13 protein-coding genes and 1 tRNA gene are annotated in these 13357 nt (G+C 63.1%); 4 read left to right on the top strand and 10 right to left on the bottom strand.

Annotation, left to right across the window (positions count from 1 at the left end; translation table 11 throughout):
* Position 1: 1 nt before the first annotated feature.
* From EN955_RS03005 to EN955_RS02955, 10 genes are all read right to left on the bottom strand, one after another.
* Complete coding sequence (locus tag EN955_RS03005; protein ID WP_013529648.1) at positions 2 to 694, bottom strand: response regulator transcription factor; 693 nt, start codon at positions 692 to 694, stop codon at positions 2 to 4.
* Positions 691 to 3420, bottom strand: coding sequence for a sensor histidine kinase KdpD (locus tag EN955_RS03000; protein ID WP_013529647.1), 2730 nt, complete (start codon positions 3418 to 3420; stop codon positions 691 to 693). Before EN955_RS03000 ends, EN955_RS03005 begins: the two co-directional genes overlap by 4 nt.
* Positions 3421 to 3474: 54 nt before the next feature.
* Positions 3475 to 4041 (bottom strand): potassium-transporting ATPase subunit KdpC, encoded by a 567-nt coding sequence (gene kdpC, locus EN955_RS02995; protein ID WP_024502784.1) that lies wholly within the window; start codon positions 4039 to 4041, stop codon positions 3475 to 3477.
* Positions 4042 to 4115: 74 nt separating this feature from the next.
* Positions 4116 to 6209 carry a potassium-transporting ATPase subunit KdpB gene (gene kdpB, locus EN955_RS02990; protein WP_024502785.1) on the bottom strand — a complete coding sequence of 698 codons (2094 nt, stop codon included), beginning with the start codon at positions 6207 to 6209 and terminating at the stop codon, positions 4116 to 4118.
* A complete protein-coding gene (locus EN955_RS02985) occupies positions 6206 to 6403 on the bottom strand; it encodes a hypothetical protein (RefSeq protein WP_224621338.1) in 198 nt (65 codons plus the stop codon). The genes kdpB and EN955_RS02985 overlap by 4 nt, the downstream gene beginning before the upstream one ends.
* A gap of 25 nt (positions 6404 to 6428) precedes the next feature.
* Positions 6429 to 8132, bottom strand: coding sequence for a potassium-transporting ATPase subunit KdpA (gene kdpA / locus EN955_RS02980; RefSeq protein ID WP_024502786.1), 1704 nt, complete (start codon positions 8130 to 8132; stop codon positions 6429 to 6431).
* 20 nt (positions 8133 to 8152) lie between these two features.
* A complete protein-coding gene (locus EN955_RS02975) occupies positions 8153 to 8242 on the bottom strand; it encodes a K(+)-transporting ATPase subunit F (RefSeq protein ID WP_032808122.1) in 90 nt (29 codons plus the stop codon).
* Between the two features lie 452 nt (positions 8243 to 8694).
* Positions 8695 to 8997, bottom strand: coding sequence for a DUF982 domain-containing protein (locus EN955_RS02965; RefSeq protein WP_013529642.1), 303 nt, complete (start codon positions 8995 to 8997; stop codon positions 8695 to 8697).
* A gap of 261 nt (positions 8998 to 9258) precedes the next feature.
* Complete coding sequence (locus EN955_RS02960) at positions 9259 to 9483, bottom strand: alkylphosphonate utilization protein (protein ID WP_013529641.1); 225 nt, start codon at positions 9481 to 9483, stop codon at positions 9259 to 9261.
* A gap of 112 nt (positions 9484 to 9595) precedes the next feature.
* Positions 9596 to 9685 (bottom strand) — tRNA-Ser (locus tag EN955_RS02955).
* 361 nt (positions 9686 to 10046) lie between these two features.
* Between EN955_RS02955 and EN955_RS02950 the strand changes: the two genes are divergently transcribed.
* The 4 genes from EN955_RS02950 to EN955_RS02935 all read left to right on the top strand — a co-directional run bounded on the left by EN955_RS02950 (position 10047) and on the right by EN955_RS02935 (position 13277).
* The gene (locus tag EN955_RS02950; protein WP_024502788.1) at positions 10047 to 10751 is read left to right on the top strand and encodes a hypothetical protein; all 705 of its coding nucleotides are present in this window, start codon (positions 10047 to 10049) and stop codon (positions 10749 to 10751) included.
* A gap of 306 nt (positions 10752 to 11057) precedes the next feature.
* Complete coding sequence (locus EN955_RS02945; RefSeq protein ID WP_024502789.1) at positions 11058 to 11381, top strand: hypothetical protein; 324 nt, start codon at positions 11058 to 11060, stop codon at positions 11379 to 11381.
* 32 nt (positions 11382 to 11413) lie between these two features.
* Positions 11414 to 12079, top strand: coding sequence for a peptide-methionine (S)-S-oxide reductase MsrA (gene msrA, locus EN955_RS02940; protein ID WP_024502790.1), 666 nt, complete (start codon positions 11414 to 11416; stop codon positions 12077 to 12079).
* A gap of 208 nt (positions 12080 to 12287) precedes the next feature.
* On the top strand, positions 12288 to 13277 hold the full coding sequence (locus EN955_RS02935) for a BMP family ABC transporter substrate-binding protein (RefSeq protein ID WP_024502791.1): 990 nt from the start codon (positions 12288 to 12290) through the stop codon (positions 13275 to 13277).
* Positions 13278 to 13357: the final 80 nt, after the last annotated feature.

Raw genomic sequence — 13357 nt, 5'->3', positions numbered from 1 at the left:
CTCATTCGACCTCGCGCAGGCGGTAGCCGACGCCGGTCTCGGTGGTGATGTAGCGCGGCTGATCGGGGCTCTTCTCGATCTTCTGCCTGAGCTGCCGCACATAGACCCTGAGATACTGCACGTCGGTCGAGTCGCCCCAGACCTGCTTCAACAGGAAATGATGGGTCAGCACCTTGCCGGCGTGCTGCACCAGCATGCGCAGGATGTCGTATTCCTTCGGCGACAGCTTTACCTCCTTGCCCTCGACCTTGACGATGCGCTTGACCAGATCGACGCTGAGATCGCCGGTCTGGAAAATCGGCTTCTCGCCCTGCTGCTGGAACTTGTGGCGGAGCGCCACGCGGATGCGTGCGACCAGTTCGTTCATGCCGAAGGGTTTGGTGACATAGTCGTCGGCGCCGAGTTCCAGGGCCTGGACGATACCGGCCTCGTCGGTCCGGCTGGACAGGATGACCACCGGAATGTCGAGGCCGTCGTCGCGCCATTTGCGCAGCAACTCATGGCCGCTCATGCCGGGCAGGCCAAGGTCGAGCAAGACGAGGTCCGGCTTCTCCGCCTCCATCAGCTCGATGGCCGCCCTGGCATTCGGCGCCTCGCTGATCGCGTAGCCCTGGCTGCCGAGGCCGACGCGCAGCAGCTTGCGGATCGGCGGCTCGTCATCGACGACCAGTATCCTGACGTTCGAGTTTGTCATGCCAGGTCACCCACATCGTCGGTATTCGAAGCGTCGAAATTGGGCGGATTTGCCGGCTTGGGCATTTTGATGGTGAAGACCGCGCCCGAACCGTCGGTCCGGTTTGCCGCCGTGATCGTGCCACCCATCGCCTCTATGAAGCCGCGGCAGATCGACAGGCCGAGCCCGGTGCCGGCGCGGATCTGGTCGCGCTTGCGCACCCGGTAGAAGGTGTCGAAAATCCGTTCCAGATCGCCGGGAGGAATGCCCGGCCCTTCATCCATGATCTGCAGCAGGACGGAGCCATTGTCGGTCCAGCCTTGGACGCGGATCGTCGAGCCGGCCGGGGCATATTTCGCCGCATTGTCGAGAAGATTGAACAACGCTTGCTCGAACAGCACCGGGTCGACCTTCAACATCGGCAAATCCCTGGGAATGTCCGTCTCGATCTTGTGCTCGCCGATGATTTTCCTGGCCCTTTGCAGGGCGGAGCCGACGATGTCGCCGACATAGTGAAAGGCGTAGTTCGGCTCCATCGCGCCGGACTCGATCTTGGTCATGTCGAGCAGATTGGCGATGAAGCGGTTCAACCGCTCGGATTCGTCGAGCACCGTCGACAGCAGTTCGGCCCGGTCCGGTTCGGGAAGTGCTGCTGAAAAATCCCGCAGCGTGCCAGCGGCGCCCATGATGGCGGCGAGCGGCGTCTTCAGATCATGGGAAATGGAGGTGAGCAGCGCCGAGCGCAGCCTGTCCGCCTCGGCGGCGAGCTTGGCCCGGTCGACGTCGGCGACCAGTTGGATACGCTCGATAGCGACCGCCGCCTGGTCGGCCAATGCGTCGAGAAGCCGCTGCTGCTCGGGCGTCAGCAGCGGCCCCTGCTTGTCGTTGTCGAGGCCGACGACCCCGATGGCCGTGCGTCCTGTCCGCAAGGGCAGATAGAGGCGCTTGGCGCCCGGAAGCGTGTCGGCGCCGCGACCCGCGGCACGATTATGCTCCCAGGCCCAGCGGGCGGCGGCGATGTCGGCTTCGGCCAGCGTGTCGTCAGGCGGATAGCCGGCCTTGACGGTGATCGTCCCGTCTTCCGGCAAAAGCAGCACCACGCGCAGCTTCAGCATCGAGGCGATCTGGAAGGCGGTGGCCCAGAGAACGTCGTCCAGCGTCCCGGCGCCGGCGAGCTTCTTCGAAAAGAGGTAGATATCCTCGGTCGCCCGCGCCCGCGAGCGGGCGGCGACCGCCTGGCGCTGCACGCGCGCCGTCAGATTGCTGGCAATGACCGCAACGACGAGAAAGACGCCAAGCGCGACGATGCTCTCCGGATCCCTGATCGTCAGCGTATAGCGCGGCTCCAGGAAGAAATAATTGAAAGCAAGGGCGCTGACGAAACAAGCATACAGAGCCGGCCACAGGCCGCCGGTCACCGCCGATGCCAGCACCCCGATGAGCAGAATGATCGCCAGATTGCGAACGTCGAGAAACTGATCGAGAAGGACGGCGAAGGCGAGCGAGCCGATGACAAAGGCCGTCGCCTTGAGATAGGGCCGGATTTCGAACTGCCGCTGCTCGTCGGCCGCCTTGACGCTCCGCGACGCCGCCTCGGTGCCGCGTTCGCTTCCCGAAATGACATGGACGCTGATATCGCCGGCATTGCGGATGAGATCGTAGGTGAGCGAGCCTTCGATCAATTCGCGCCAGCGCGACCGGGTCGGCCTGCCCACGACGATATGGGTAAAATTGTTCGCCGTCGCATAACGCACGATGTCCTGCGCCACATTCTGACCCGGAATGGTCGTCACCTCGGCGCCAAGCTGCTGGGCAAGGCGCAGGTTCGTCGCCAGCCGGTCCTTGTCATCCTCGGGCATGCTGGCCGAGCGCGTGCTGTCGACGTGCAGCGCCGTCCAAGGAGCACGCAGCCGGTCGGCCAGCCTGCGTGCATAGCGCACGCGGGCCGCTCCTCCAGGTCGCGCGTCGAGGCAGACGAGGACCCTTTCGCCTGCCGCCCACGGTCCGGGAATGGCGTGCGCCTGCATATGGATGAGCAACTGGTCGTCGACACGCTGCGCGGTGCGGCGCAGCGCCAGTTCCCTGAGCGCCGTCAGATTGCCCGGTGAGAAATAGTTCTCGATCGCGCGCTGCGCGGTGTTGGGGAAATAGACCTTGCCTTCCTCGAGCCGCTTGATCAGGTCGTCGGGGGTGAGATCGATGATCTCGACATCGTCGGCCTGGTCGATGATGGAATCGGGAACCGTCTCGCGGACCCTGACCTTGGTGATCTGGGCGACGACGTCGTTCAGGCTTTCGACATGCTGGATGTTGAGCGTCGTATAGACGTCGATGCCGTGCGTCAGGATCTCCTGGACGTCGAGGTAGCGCTTGGGATGGCGGCTGCCGGGCGCATTGGTGTGGGCGAGTTCGTCGACAAGAACCAGCGCCGGGCGCCGGGCGAGGATGGCATCGATATCCATCTCGTCGAGGATGCGCCCCTTGTAGTCGACCTTGCGGCGGGGAATGACCTCATAGCCCTCGACCAGGGCCAGCGTCTCCTTGCGGCCATGCGTCTCGACGACGCCGATCACCACATCCACGCCGTCGGCCAGCCTGGCGCGGCCCGACATCAGCATCTCATAGGTTTTGCCGACGCCGGGTGCCGCGCCGAGGAAAATTCTCAGGCGGCCGCGACCCTCCCGCTCGGCATGGTCAAGCAGTGCGTCGGGCGAGGGTCTGGTGTCGCTGCTTCTGTCGTCAGGCATCGGGATCGATCATGGATGGCGCCGGGGGTACTGTCGATCCCCGGCCGCCGCCATTCACTCTTTCGCTACGTCCAGCGCAAGGTTGAGACCGAGCACATTGACCACAGGCTCGCCCATGAAGCCGAGTTCCCTGCCCTCGACTTGGGCATCGACAACCGCCTTGACCCTGGCCTCCTCGATGCCCCTGGCCTTGGCCACCCGGGCGACCTGGAAGTAGGCGGCTTCCGGGCTGATGTCGGGATCGAGGCCACTGCCGGACGTCGTCACCAGATCCATCGGAACAGGCTGGTTCGGGTTTTCCGCTTTCAACTTCTCGGCGTCGCCCTTGATGCGGTCGATCAGCTTGGGACTGGTCGGGCCGAGATTGCTGCCGCTCGAGGCGGCTGCATTGTAGCCGTCGCCGGCAGCCGAGGGGCGGCCGTGGAAATACTTGTCGCTGGCAAACCCCTGGCCGATCAATTCGGAGCCGATGATCTTGCCGTCCCTCTCGACCAGGCTGCCATTGGCCTGCCGCGGAAACAGCGCCTGGGCGATGCCGGTCATGCCCAGGGGATAGATCAGGCCGGTCAGGACCGTGAAGAAGACGATCATGATGATCGCGGGTCTTATCTGGGTGAGCATGGAGATGTTCCTCAAAGCAATTCCAGGAAAAGTGTGAAGCGGTTTTCCCTAGGGAATTGCGTTAAAACAAAGAGTTAAGCGAGGCCAAGCGCGGTGACGATCATGTCGATCGCCTTGATGCCGACGAAAGGCACGATGAGGCCGCCGAGGCCGTAGACGAGAAGATTGCGGCTGAGCAGCGCGCCGGCGCCGATGGCCCGATATTTGACGCCCTTCAGCGACAGCGGGATCAGCGCGATGATGATCAGCGCGTTGAAGATGATGGCCGACAGGATGGCACTCTGCGGCGTCGCCAGATGCATGACGTTGAGTGCCTGCAGCGGGCCGGTCGTCTGTCCCGGTGCGACGTAGAAGACGGCGAACATCGCCGGGATGATGGCGAAATACTTGGCGACGTCATTGGCGATCGAGAAGGTCGTCAGCGAGCCCCGCGTCATCAAGAGCGCCTTGCCGATCTCGACGATCTCGATGAGCTTGGTCGGATCGCTGTCGAGATCGATCATGTTGCCGGCCTCGCGGGCGGCGACCGTGCCGGTGTTCATGGCGACACCGACATCGGCTTGCGCGAGGGCCGGCGCATCGTTGGTGCCGTCGCCGCACATGGCAACCAGCTTGCCCTTGGCCTGTTCGTCGCGGATCAGCTTCAGCTTGTCCTCCGGTGTGGCCTGGGCGAGGAAGTCGTCGACGCCGGCTTCCGCAGCGATGGCCGCCGCCGTCATCGGGTTGTCGCCGGTGATCATCACCGTGCGGATTCCCATGCGGCGCAGTTCGGTGAAGCGCTCCCTGATACCGCCCTTGACGATGTCCTTGAGGTGGATGACGCCGAGCAGGCGGCCGTCGCGTTCGACCGCCAGCGGCGTGCCGCCGGACTTGGCGATCTCGTCGGCGATGGCCTGGAGATCCCTGACGGTATCGCTGCCGGGCCGCGTGGCATGGGCTGCGACCGTCGATTGGTTGACATGAGCAAGCACGGAATCCACGGCGCCCTTGCGCACCGACGAACCATCGATGTCGACGCCGCTCATACGGGTCTGTGCTGTGAAGGGCACGAAGGTGGCGTGCAGCGTTGCCATGTCGCGGGCGCGGATGGCGTATTTCTCCTTGGCCAGCACGACGATGGAACGGCCTTCCGGCGTTTCGTCGGCGAGCGAGGCAAGCTGGGCCGCGTCGGCCAGTTCCTGTTCGGTGACGCCCTTGACCGGGCGGAACTGCGTCGCCTGGCGGTTGCCGAGCGTGATCGTGCCGGTCTTGTCGAGCAGCAGCGTGTCGACGTCGCCTGCGGCTTCCACGGCGCGACCCGACATGGCCAGCACGTTGAATCGCACCAGACGGTCCATGCCGGCGATGCCGATGGCCGAAAGCAGCGCCCCGATCGTGGTCGGGATCAAGGTGACGAACAGCGCCACCAGAACGGTCACCGAAATATAGCCGCCCGAATAGGAAGCAAAACTCGGGATCGTCGCGGTGGCCAGCACGAAGATCAGCGTCATGCCGACGAGCAGGATGTTGAGCGCGATCTCGTTCGGCGTCTTCTGGCGCTCCGCACCTTCGACCAGCGAGATCATGCGGTCGAGGAAGGTGTGGCCGGAAGCCGCCGTGATGCGCACGCGAACCCAGTCGGACAGCACCTGCGTGCCGCCGGTGACCGCCGAACGATCGCCGCCGGATTCGCGGATCACCGGCGCGGATTCGCCCGTGATCGCGGCCTCGTTGACCGAAGCGACGCCTTCGATCACTTCGCCGTCGGACGGGATGATGTCGCCGGCCTCGACCAGCACGGCATCGCCGACCTTGAGGCTGGTGCCGGGCACAAGTTTGTATTTGGTGCGGTCTTCACCGGTCAAAAGCTTGGCCTTGGTCTCGGTGCGTGCCTTGCGCAGCGAATCCGCCTGCGCCTTGCCGCGGCCTTCTGCGACCGCTTCGGCGAAGTTGGCGAACAGCACGGTGAACCAAAGCCAGATGATGATCTGCAGCGTGAAGCCGAGATTGCCGCCGCCGGAGACCAGGTCCTTGACGAACAGCACAGTGGTGAGCGCCGAGACGACGGCAACGACGAACATCACCGGGTTCCTGGCCAGCGTGCGCGGGTCGAGCTTGCGGAAGGCGCCGCCGATGGCGGGAAGCAGGATGCCGGCATCCATGATGCTGGCTGATTTCGAGTTGCTCATTTTGAAGCTCCGGCTTCGGTGTTGTTGGACGGCACCGGATGATCGGATGCCGAAAAGAGATGGGGCGGCCCGTAGGCCAGCAGCCAGAGGACGAGCATGACTGCCGCAAGGCCGAGAAACGTCGATAGGGTCGGGAAAGGAGGAGGTCCCTCCTCCTTTCCGTGATCGTCCCTGTGGGCGACCTTGCGGCGCATGGCATTGAACCACGACATGGCGGCCTCAGAAGGTCTGCCCGTGAGCCATCGCCAGGTGCTCGATGATCGGTCCGACGGCGAGCGCGGGGAAGAAGGTGAGGCCACCGACGATCAGGATGACGCCGACCAGCAGCCCGACGAACAGCGGGCCATCGGTCGGGAAGGTGCCGGCGGAGGCCGGAACCGTTTTCTTCGCCACCAGCGAGCCGGCAATGGCCAGTGCCGGGATGATGACCAGGAAGCGGCCCATCAGCATGCCGATGCCGATGGTGATGTTGTACCAGGGCGTGTTGCCGCTGAGGCCGCCAAAGGCCGAACCGTTGTTGGCCGCCGCCGACGTGTAGGCATAGAGGACCTCCGAGAAGCCGTGCGGGCCGGCATTGCCCATCGACGCCACGCCGGTCGGCAGCACGACGGCGATGGCCGTGAAGATCAGCATCGCCAGCGGCAGGCACAATATGGCCAGCATCGCCATCTTGACCTCCTTGGCCTCGATCTTCTTGCCGAGATATTCGGGCGTGCGACCGACCATCAGGCCGGCGACGAAGACGGCGACGACGATGTACATCAGGATGCCATAGAGGCCCGCGCCCACACCGCCGACGATGACTTCGCCAAGCTGCATGTTGATGATCGGGATCATGCCGCCGAGCGCCGTGAACGAGCCGTGCATGGCGTTGACAGCGCCGCAGGAAGCGGCCGTGGTGATGACGGCAAACAGCGCCGACAAGGCGATGCCGAAACGTGTCTCCTTGCCCTCCATGTTGCCGCCGTCGATGCCCAGCGCATGCACCAGCGGGTTGCCGGCGGCTTCCGCCCAGTAGCAGATGGCGACACCGGCGATGAACATGACGCCCATGGCCGAGAGGATCGCCCAGCCCTGGCGCTGGTTGCCGATCATGCGGCCGAAGACATTGGTCAAGGCGGCGCCGATGGCGAAGATCGACACCATCTGGATCAGGTTGGAGATCGCGTCGGGGTTCTCGAACGGGTGCGCGGCATTGGCGTTGAAGAAGCCGCCGCCATTGGTGCCGAGCATCTTGATGGCCACCTGCGAAGCGACCGGGCCGACGGCGATGGTCTGCTGCGCGCCTTCGAGCGTCGTGGCGTTGACATAGGCGCCCAGCGTCTGCGGCATGCCGAGCCAGACATAGGCCAGCGTCAGCACGACGCAGAACGGCAGCAGCAGATAGAGTGTGGAGCGGGTCATATCGACCCAGAAATTGCCGATCGACTTGCCCGATGCGCGGGCAAAGCCGCGGATCAGCGCAATGGCGATGGCAATGCCGGTGGCCGCCGAAACGAAATTCTGCACCGTCAGCCCGGCCATCTGCACGAGATAGGACATCGTGCTCTCGCCACCATAGTTCTGCCAGTTGGTGTTGGTCATGAAGCTGGCGGCGGTGTTGAAGGCGAGCCCAGGCTCGACCGCTGTCATGCCGGCCGGGTTGTAGGGCAGGCTGCCCTGCAGGCGCTGCAGGGCGTAGAGCACCAGGAAGCCGGCAAGGTTGAAGAGCAGCAGGGCGACCGCATAGGTGGTCCAGTGCTGTTCCTCGCGTTCGCTGGTTCCGCAAACACGGTACAGCCCGCGCTCGAGCGGGCCAAAGACGGGCGAGAGCAGCGTCCGGTCGCCGTTGAAGACGCGGTGCATGTAGCCGCCGAGCGGCTTCACCAGCAATATGACGATCCCGCAATAGACCAGGATCTGTATCCAACCGTTCAGTGTCATGGCTGTGGCTTTCCGTGCCTTCAGAAGCGTTCTGGACGAACGAGGGCGTATGTCAGGTAGGCGAGCAGGAACAGCGTAACGCCGCCACCAAGAATATAGTCGACGATCATTTTTTCAGCCTCGCTCTAGAGCGCGTCGCAAGCTTTTATGTAGACGAAGCAAAGGGCAAAGAACAAAATTCCGATTCCGATAACGGCCATATCCATTGTTTTTATTCCCTTTGTTCTTTTGTACTTTGCGAACTTGACAGGAGAGTTCGCAATATATCGAAAGTGTCCCGTCGCATCTTTGGCGACGAAACCGAATGTGTTTTCTGAAGGGAATATGGACCCGATCGCCATAAAGGTTCGAGACGGGGCGCAGTGGAAAGAAATAGGAATTTCATAAAGATTTTTGCGCGGGCTCTTCCCAACACTCCACGCAGGGATTGTCGCGCAAGACACGCGGCCAGCCACAGGATTGCGATTTGCTTGCGAACTGCCGGAAACGGGAAAGCCCGGCTGGGGGTCAGCCGGGCCTTCTATGGTGGTGTGGCTTTAGCCGCCACGGAGGGTATCGATCTTCAGGCGGCGTAGCCGCCATAGCCACGCGCAACGGCGTGCACGCCCGCCACCGGCTCGAGGTCCGGCCACAGGATACAAGAAGCTTGCGCAAACTGGACGAGCGCGTGGCGGGCCTGCTCGATGGTCACATAGCCTGGGATGGCGAGTTCACATGCTTCCACCGCGTTGCGGTAGAGCGGGCCGCGGCGGGAGGTCGTCCAATTGGTGAGGAAGTCGTGCATTTCGGCCAGCGACGCAATCTCGCGCTTGAAGCCAAGGCCGACCGAGAGTGCGACCGGGGAATGAAACAGCTTGTCGTGCATGAAGCGGGCTCCTGGTTTTTTTGCGCGCTTGGAGAGATATCCGGGCGGATCCGCGAACGGGACGCCGTGAAACGCGCAATGAGGCCGGAGGTTCCAGGTTTGGGTCTTGGCGGTTTTTTGATTGTGCCTGGTCGGCGAAATTATCAATTTCGCAGCGCAACGATCGCGTGCCGGACGCTCAACGGCTCCGCAGTCCACTTGGCGACGGCAGGCTCTCCAAAATCCCGAGGGAGCCATCGAGATCGCTTGCCGCCCTGACGCTCACGCCTTCTTCACGAACTCGGTCTTGAGCACCAGGCCTTTCACTTGCTTGGTGTTGCATTCAATCTCGCCGGGATTGCCGTTCAGGCGGATAGCCTTCACCAACGTGCCGCGCTTGATCGTTTCCGAAGTGCCTTTGACTTTGAGGTCCTTGATCAGCGTGACGGAATCGCCGTCATTCAATTGAGCGCCATTGCTGTCGCGCACGATTACATCGTTCGGCATGCCATCTCCTGTGATTGGCAGGTTTTTAGGGCAGAGCGCGGCGGGATGTTTACCGCCCTGCTTCGCGCAAAGGCTCGGGCTTGTCCTGCGAAGCTCGTAGAGCGAAGCAGGATGGCGGAGAGAGCGGGATTCGAACCCGCGTTACGGTCTCCCGTAAACACACTTTCCAGGCGTGCGCCTTCAACCACTCGGCCACCTCTCCGTCCATGCATGTCGCGTCGGCCGGTTTTGCCGCGCGGGTTGGGGAGATGCACCTCCCTTGGGGAAAGACGGAACTTTCGCCATCGGCGTCGCCAACCAGCAAACGCCTTCCCCTGCACCTGAGCCGTCGAAGCAACAGGCGCGGGGCTCATCTAGTCGATCCGACGGCGAATGCCAAGCCATAACGGCAGTCTATTCGCTTTGCCGGCCACACAGTGTTTCACGAGGCCGCCGGCATGCCCGTTTTTGCGGGCGCCGCCGCTGCAATGGTGTGCACAGGCAGGACCGCAGGGACGGCCGCCCTTGACTTCCCCCGGAGTTGCCTGTCGGGTGCCGAGGCTTTGCGGGGGCATTGTGCGGACATGACATCGAGCAATGGACAGACGCCAGTCAGGCGGCCGGACAGCGGGCTGTCCTTCGTGCCGGTGGGCTGGCTTGTCTTCGTCATGGCGTGGTCGGTCTACGGCCTGATCTCCGTCTGGCCCGCGGTCGGCGCCACCGGCCTGCCAGACAGCGTGCTTTACCTTATCTATGGCGGGCTCGTCGTCGACATCGTCACCATCCTGTGGGGGCTTTACCTGCTCGGCCTCGCCTTCGGCCGCTCGGCCCGCTTCCCGCGCCAGTTCACGATCTGGCAGATTGCCATAATCGTCGGGCTGCTGGTCATCCATGCCTATGCCCCTACGGTGCCGGGATTCGTCTTCTCGGGCCAGGCGCTTGTCGTCACCGGCGCCGAAATCGCCATCGGCGCGCTCTGCATCTATCTGCTGCGCCATGGATCCGAAGCCGATGCCGTTTATGTCAATCCGAAAACCGAGAGCCCATCGGCCTTCGTCTCGGTCATCGCCGCGCTGCTCGGCATCGTCCTGGGCGCGGTCATCGGCGCCGTGGGCGGATTCGCCATCGGCTCGGTGATCGCCGATGCCACCGAGATGAGCTGTTTCGAGGGCGCCTGCGGCTATTTCGCCGTGTTCACCGGCCTGGCCGGTCTGGTGATCGGCGCCATCGGCGGCGGCGTTTTTGCTGTCTGGCGTGTCCACCGGCACAAAAGGAAGCCGGCCGCATAATTCGCGCGGGCAACAAATCCGGGTTCACACGGTCTTTGAAGACTTCGCCGGCAAGTCGGTTTGCGGCCACCAAACGCAAAAACCCGCCTGTGCGGCGGGTCATCGGCGCAAGTCAACGCCATACCGGAATTATTAGCATAGCTGCCCTCACATGTCAATGAAAAGCGACCCGACTGACTGTCGTCCGGCCCTCCGTTGACCTGAGTTTGGAGTCTGCAAATTCGCGTATGGCGATTGCGATCCAGCCATGCGCATTCTATCTCTGAAAAGCCCCTCGGGAGAGGACCAGCCCGGAGGAGGGTTCTGATGTTTCGCTTCGTCTTTCGTCTTGCCGCAATGATCGCGCTGTCGATTTCCGTCATCATGGCGGTGCTCGACGCGACACGCACAGTGGCGGCCTCCGTGCTGGTGCTGACCCCGCTCAACAGCAGTTGGCTGGCGGTCTCGCCCGACACGCGGGCCGCCTTCGAGACCTTCATCCGAACCAAGACCAGCCCGCTGCTGTGGGATGGCGCCATCGCCTGGGTGCTGAACCAGCCGGGCTTCGCCGTGTTCGCGGTGCTGGCTTTCCTGCTCTATGCGATAGGCTACAGGCGGCAACGTCGCGCCGGACAGTTCGTCGCAAACTGATCCGCTTTCCGCGAAGAGAGGGAAACCCGCGCATGTTCTTTCTCAGCGATATGCTGAACAAGAAGCTCAATCTGCCGAAGCCCTCCGAGGCCCTGCCGGGCCGCGCCAGGGCGATCCCGACCGCATCCAGGCACAAGGTCTTGAAAAGACCGCTCAAGGGTCCTTATCCCGAGGGGCTGGAGACGGCCATGTTCGGGCTCGGCTGCTTCTGGGCTGCGGAGCGGCTGTTCTGGCAGATCGAAGGCGTCTGGGTCACCGCGGCCGGCTATGCCGGCGGCTTCACGCCCAATCCGACCTATCAGGAGACCTGCACCGGGCTAACCGGTCATGCCGAAGCGGTGCTGGTGGTCCATGACCCCGGGATCGTCTCCTATGCTGGGCTTCTGAAGCTGTTCTGGGAAAGCCACGATCCCACGCAGGGCATGCGCCAGGGCAATGATGTCGGCACCGCCTATCGTTCAGCGATCTACACGAGCGACGAGGCGCAACTGTTGGCGGCGAGCGCCTCGCGCGATGCGTATGAGACCTCGCTGCGCGGTGCCGGCCACGGCAGGATCACCACCGAGATCGCCCCGGCGGCCGAATTCTACTTCGCCGAAGCCGATCACCAGCAATATCTGGCAAAGAACCCTTACGGCACGTGCAACCTCAAAGGCACCGGTGTCGATTGCGCCATCCCTGCCGCCGCCTCCGCCTGACACTTGGCGCAAGGACAAGCTGCGGTGCGGCTTGCCTGCACCAAGCTTTTCCAAAAGGTCAAAATTCCGCGTGAATTTTGTTTCGGGCCATGCCAGATTGCCGCCGAGCGGGAGGGAATACACTCCTGGCTGACGTCGCATGCCTGCCGGAGAACCGGGCCGGCATGCGGTGCGTAACGGAAAAAATAACCGACAGGGTGTGGATCACATGAAACGTATCGTTCTCGGCCTCCTGGCCGCAACCGCAATGGTTCTTCCGGCTTTCGCCGCGGATGTCCAGCCGGCCATCCTCTATGATCTCGGCGGCAAATTCGATAAATCCTTCAACGAGGCTGCCTATCACGGCGCCGAGAAATTCAAGACGGAAACCGGCACGGCCTACGTCGAATTCGAGGTCTCCAACGCCTCACAGCGTGAGCAGGCGCTGCGCCGCTTCGCCGAGGACGGCCACAACCCGATCGTCATGGCCGGCTTCGCCTGGGAGGATGCACTGAAGAAGGTCGCGGCCGAATATCCCGATCTCAACTTCGCCATCATCGACGACGCCGTCGACATGCCCAATGTCCGCTCGCTGGTATTCAAGGAAAACGAAGGCTCCTATCTCGTCGGCATCATGGCGGCGATGGCCTCGAAGTCGAAGAAGGTCTCCTTCGTCGGCGGCATGGACATCCCGCTGATCCGCAAGTTCGAATGCGGCTATGTCGGCGGTGCCAAATCGGCCGGCGCGACCGATGTCATCCAGAACATGACGGGTGACACGCCGGCTGCCTGGAACGATCCGGCCAAGGGCGGCGAGATCGCCAAGACGCAGATCGACCAGGGCTCCGACGTGGTCTATGCCGCGGCAGGCGGCACCGGCGTCGGCGTGCTGCAGGCGGCGGCAGATGCCGGCAAGCTCGGCATCGGCGTCGATTCCAACCAGAACGGCCTGCAGCCCGGCAAGGTGCTGACCTCGATGCTGAAGCGCGTCGACGTCGCCGTCTACACCGCCTTCATGGACGGCAAGAACGGCACCTTCAAGGGCGGCGTCGAGAATCTCGGCCTCAAGGAAGGCGGCGTCGACTACGCCATGGACGACAACAACAAGGCGCTGGTGACGGACGAGATGAAGGCGGCCGTCGAAAAGGCCAAGGCCGACATCATTGCCGGCAAGGTCGAAGTACACGACTATACGACTGACAACGCCTGCCCCTATTGAGCGGCACGAACATACAGCCATGATCTGCAAACCGCCGGGCGCCAGCCCGGCGGTTTTGCCTTTACCGGATCGAGCGAAAC

It is taken from the genome of Mesorhizobium sp. M7A.F.Ca.CA.001.04.2.1 (assembly GCF_003998485.1).
GTDB lineage: Bacteria > Pseudomonadota > Alphaproteobacteria > Rhizobiales > Rhizobiaceae > Mesorhizobium > Mesorhizobium ciceri.
The sequence above is the reverse complement of the archived record's forward strand: the minus strand, read 5'-3'. Positions and strand labels throughout refer to the sequence as shown.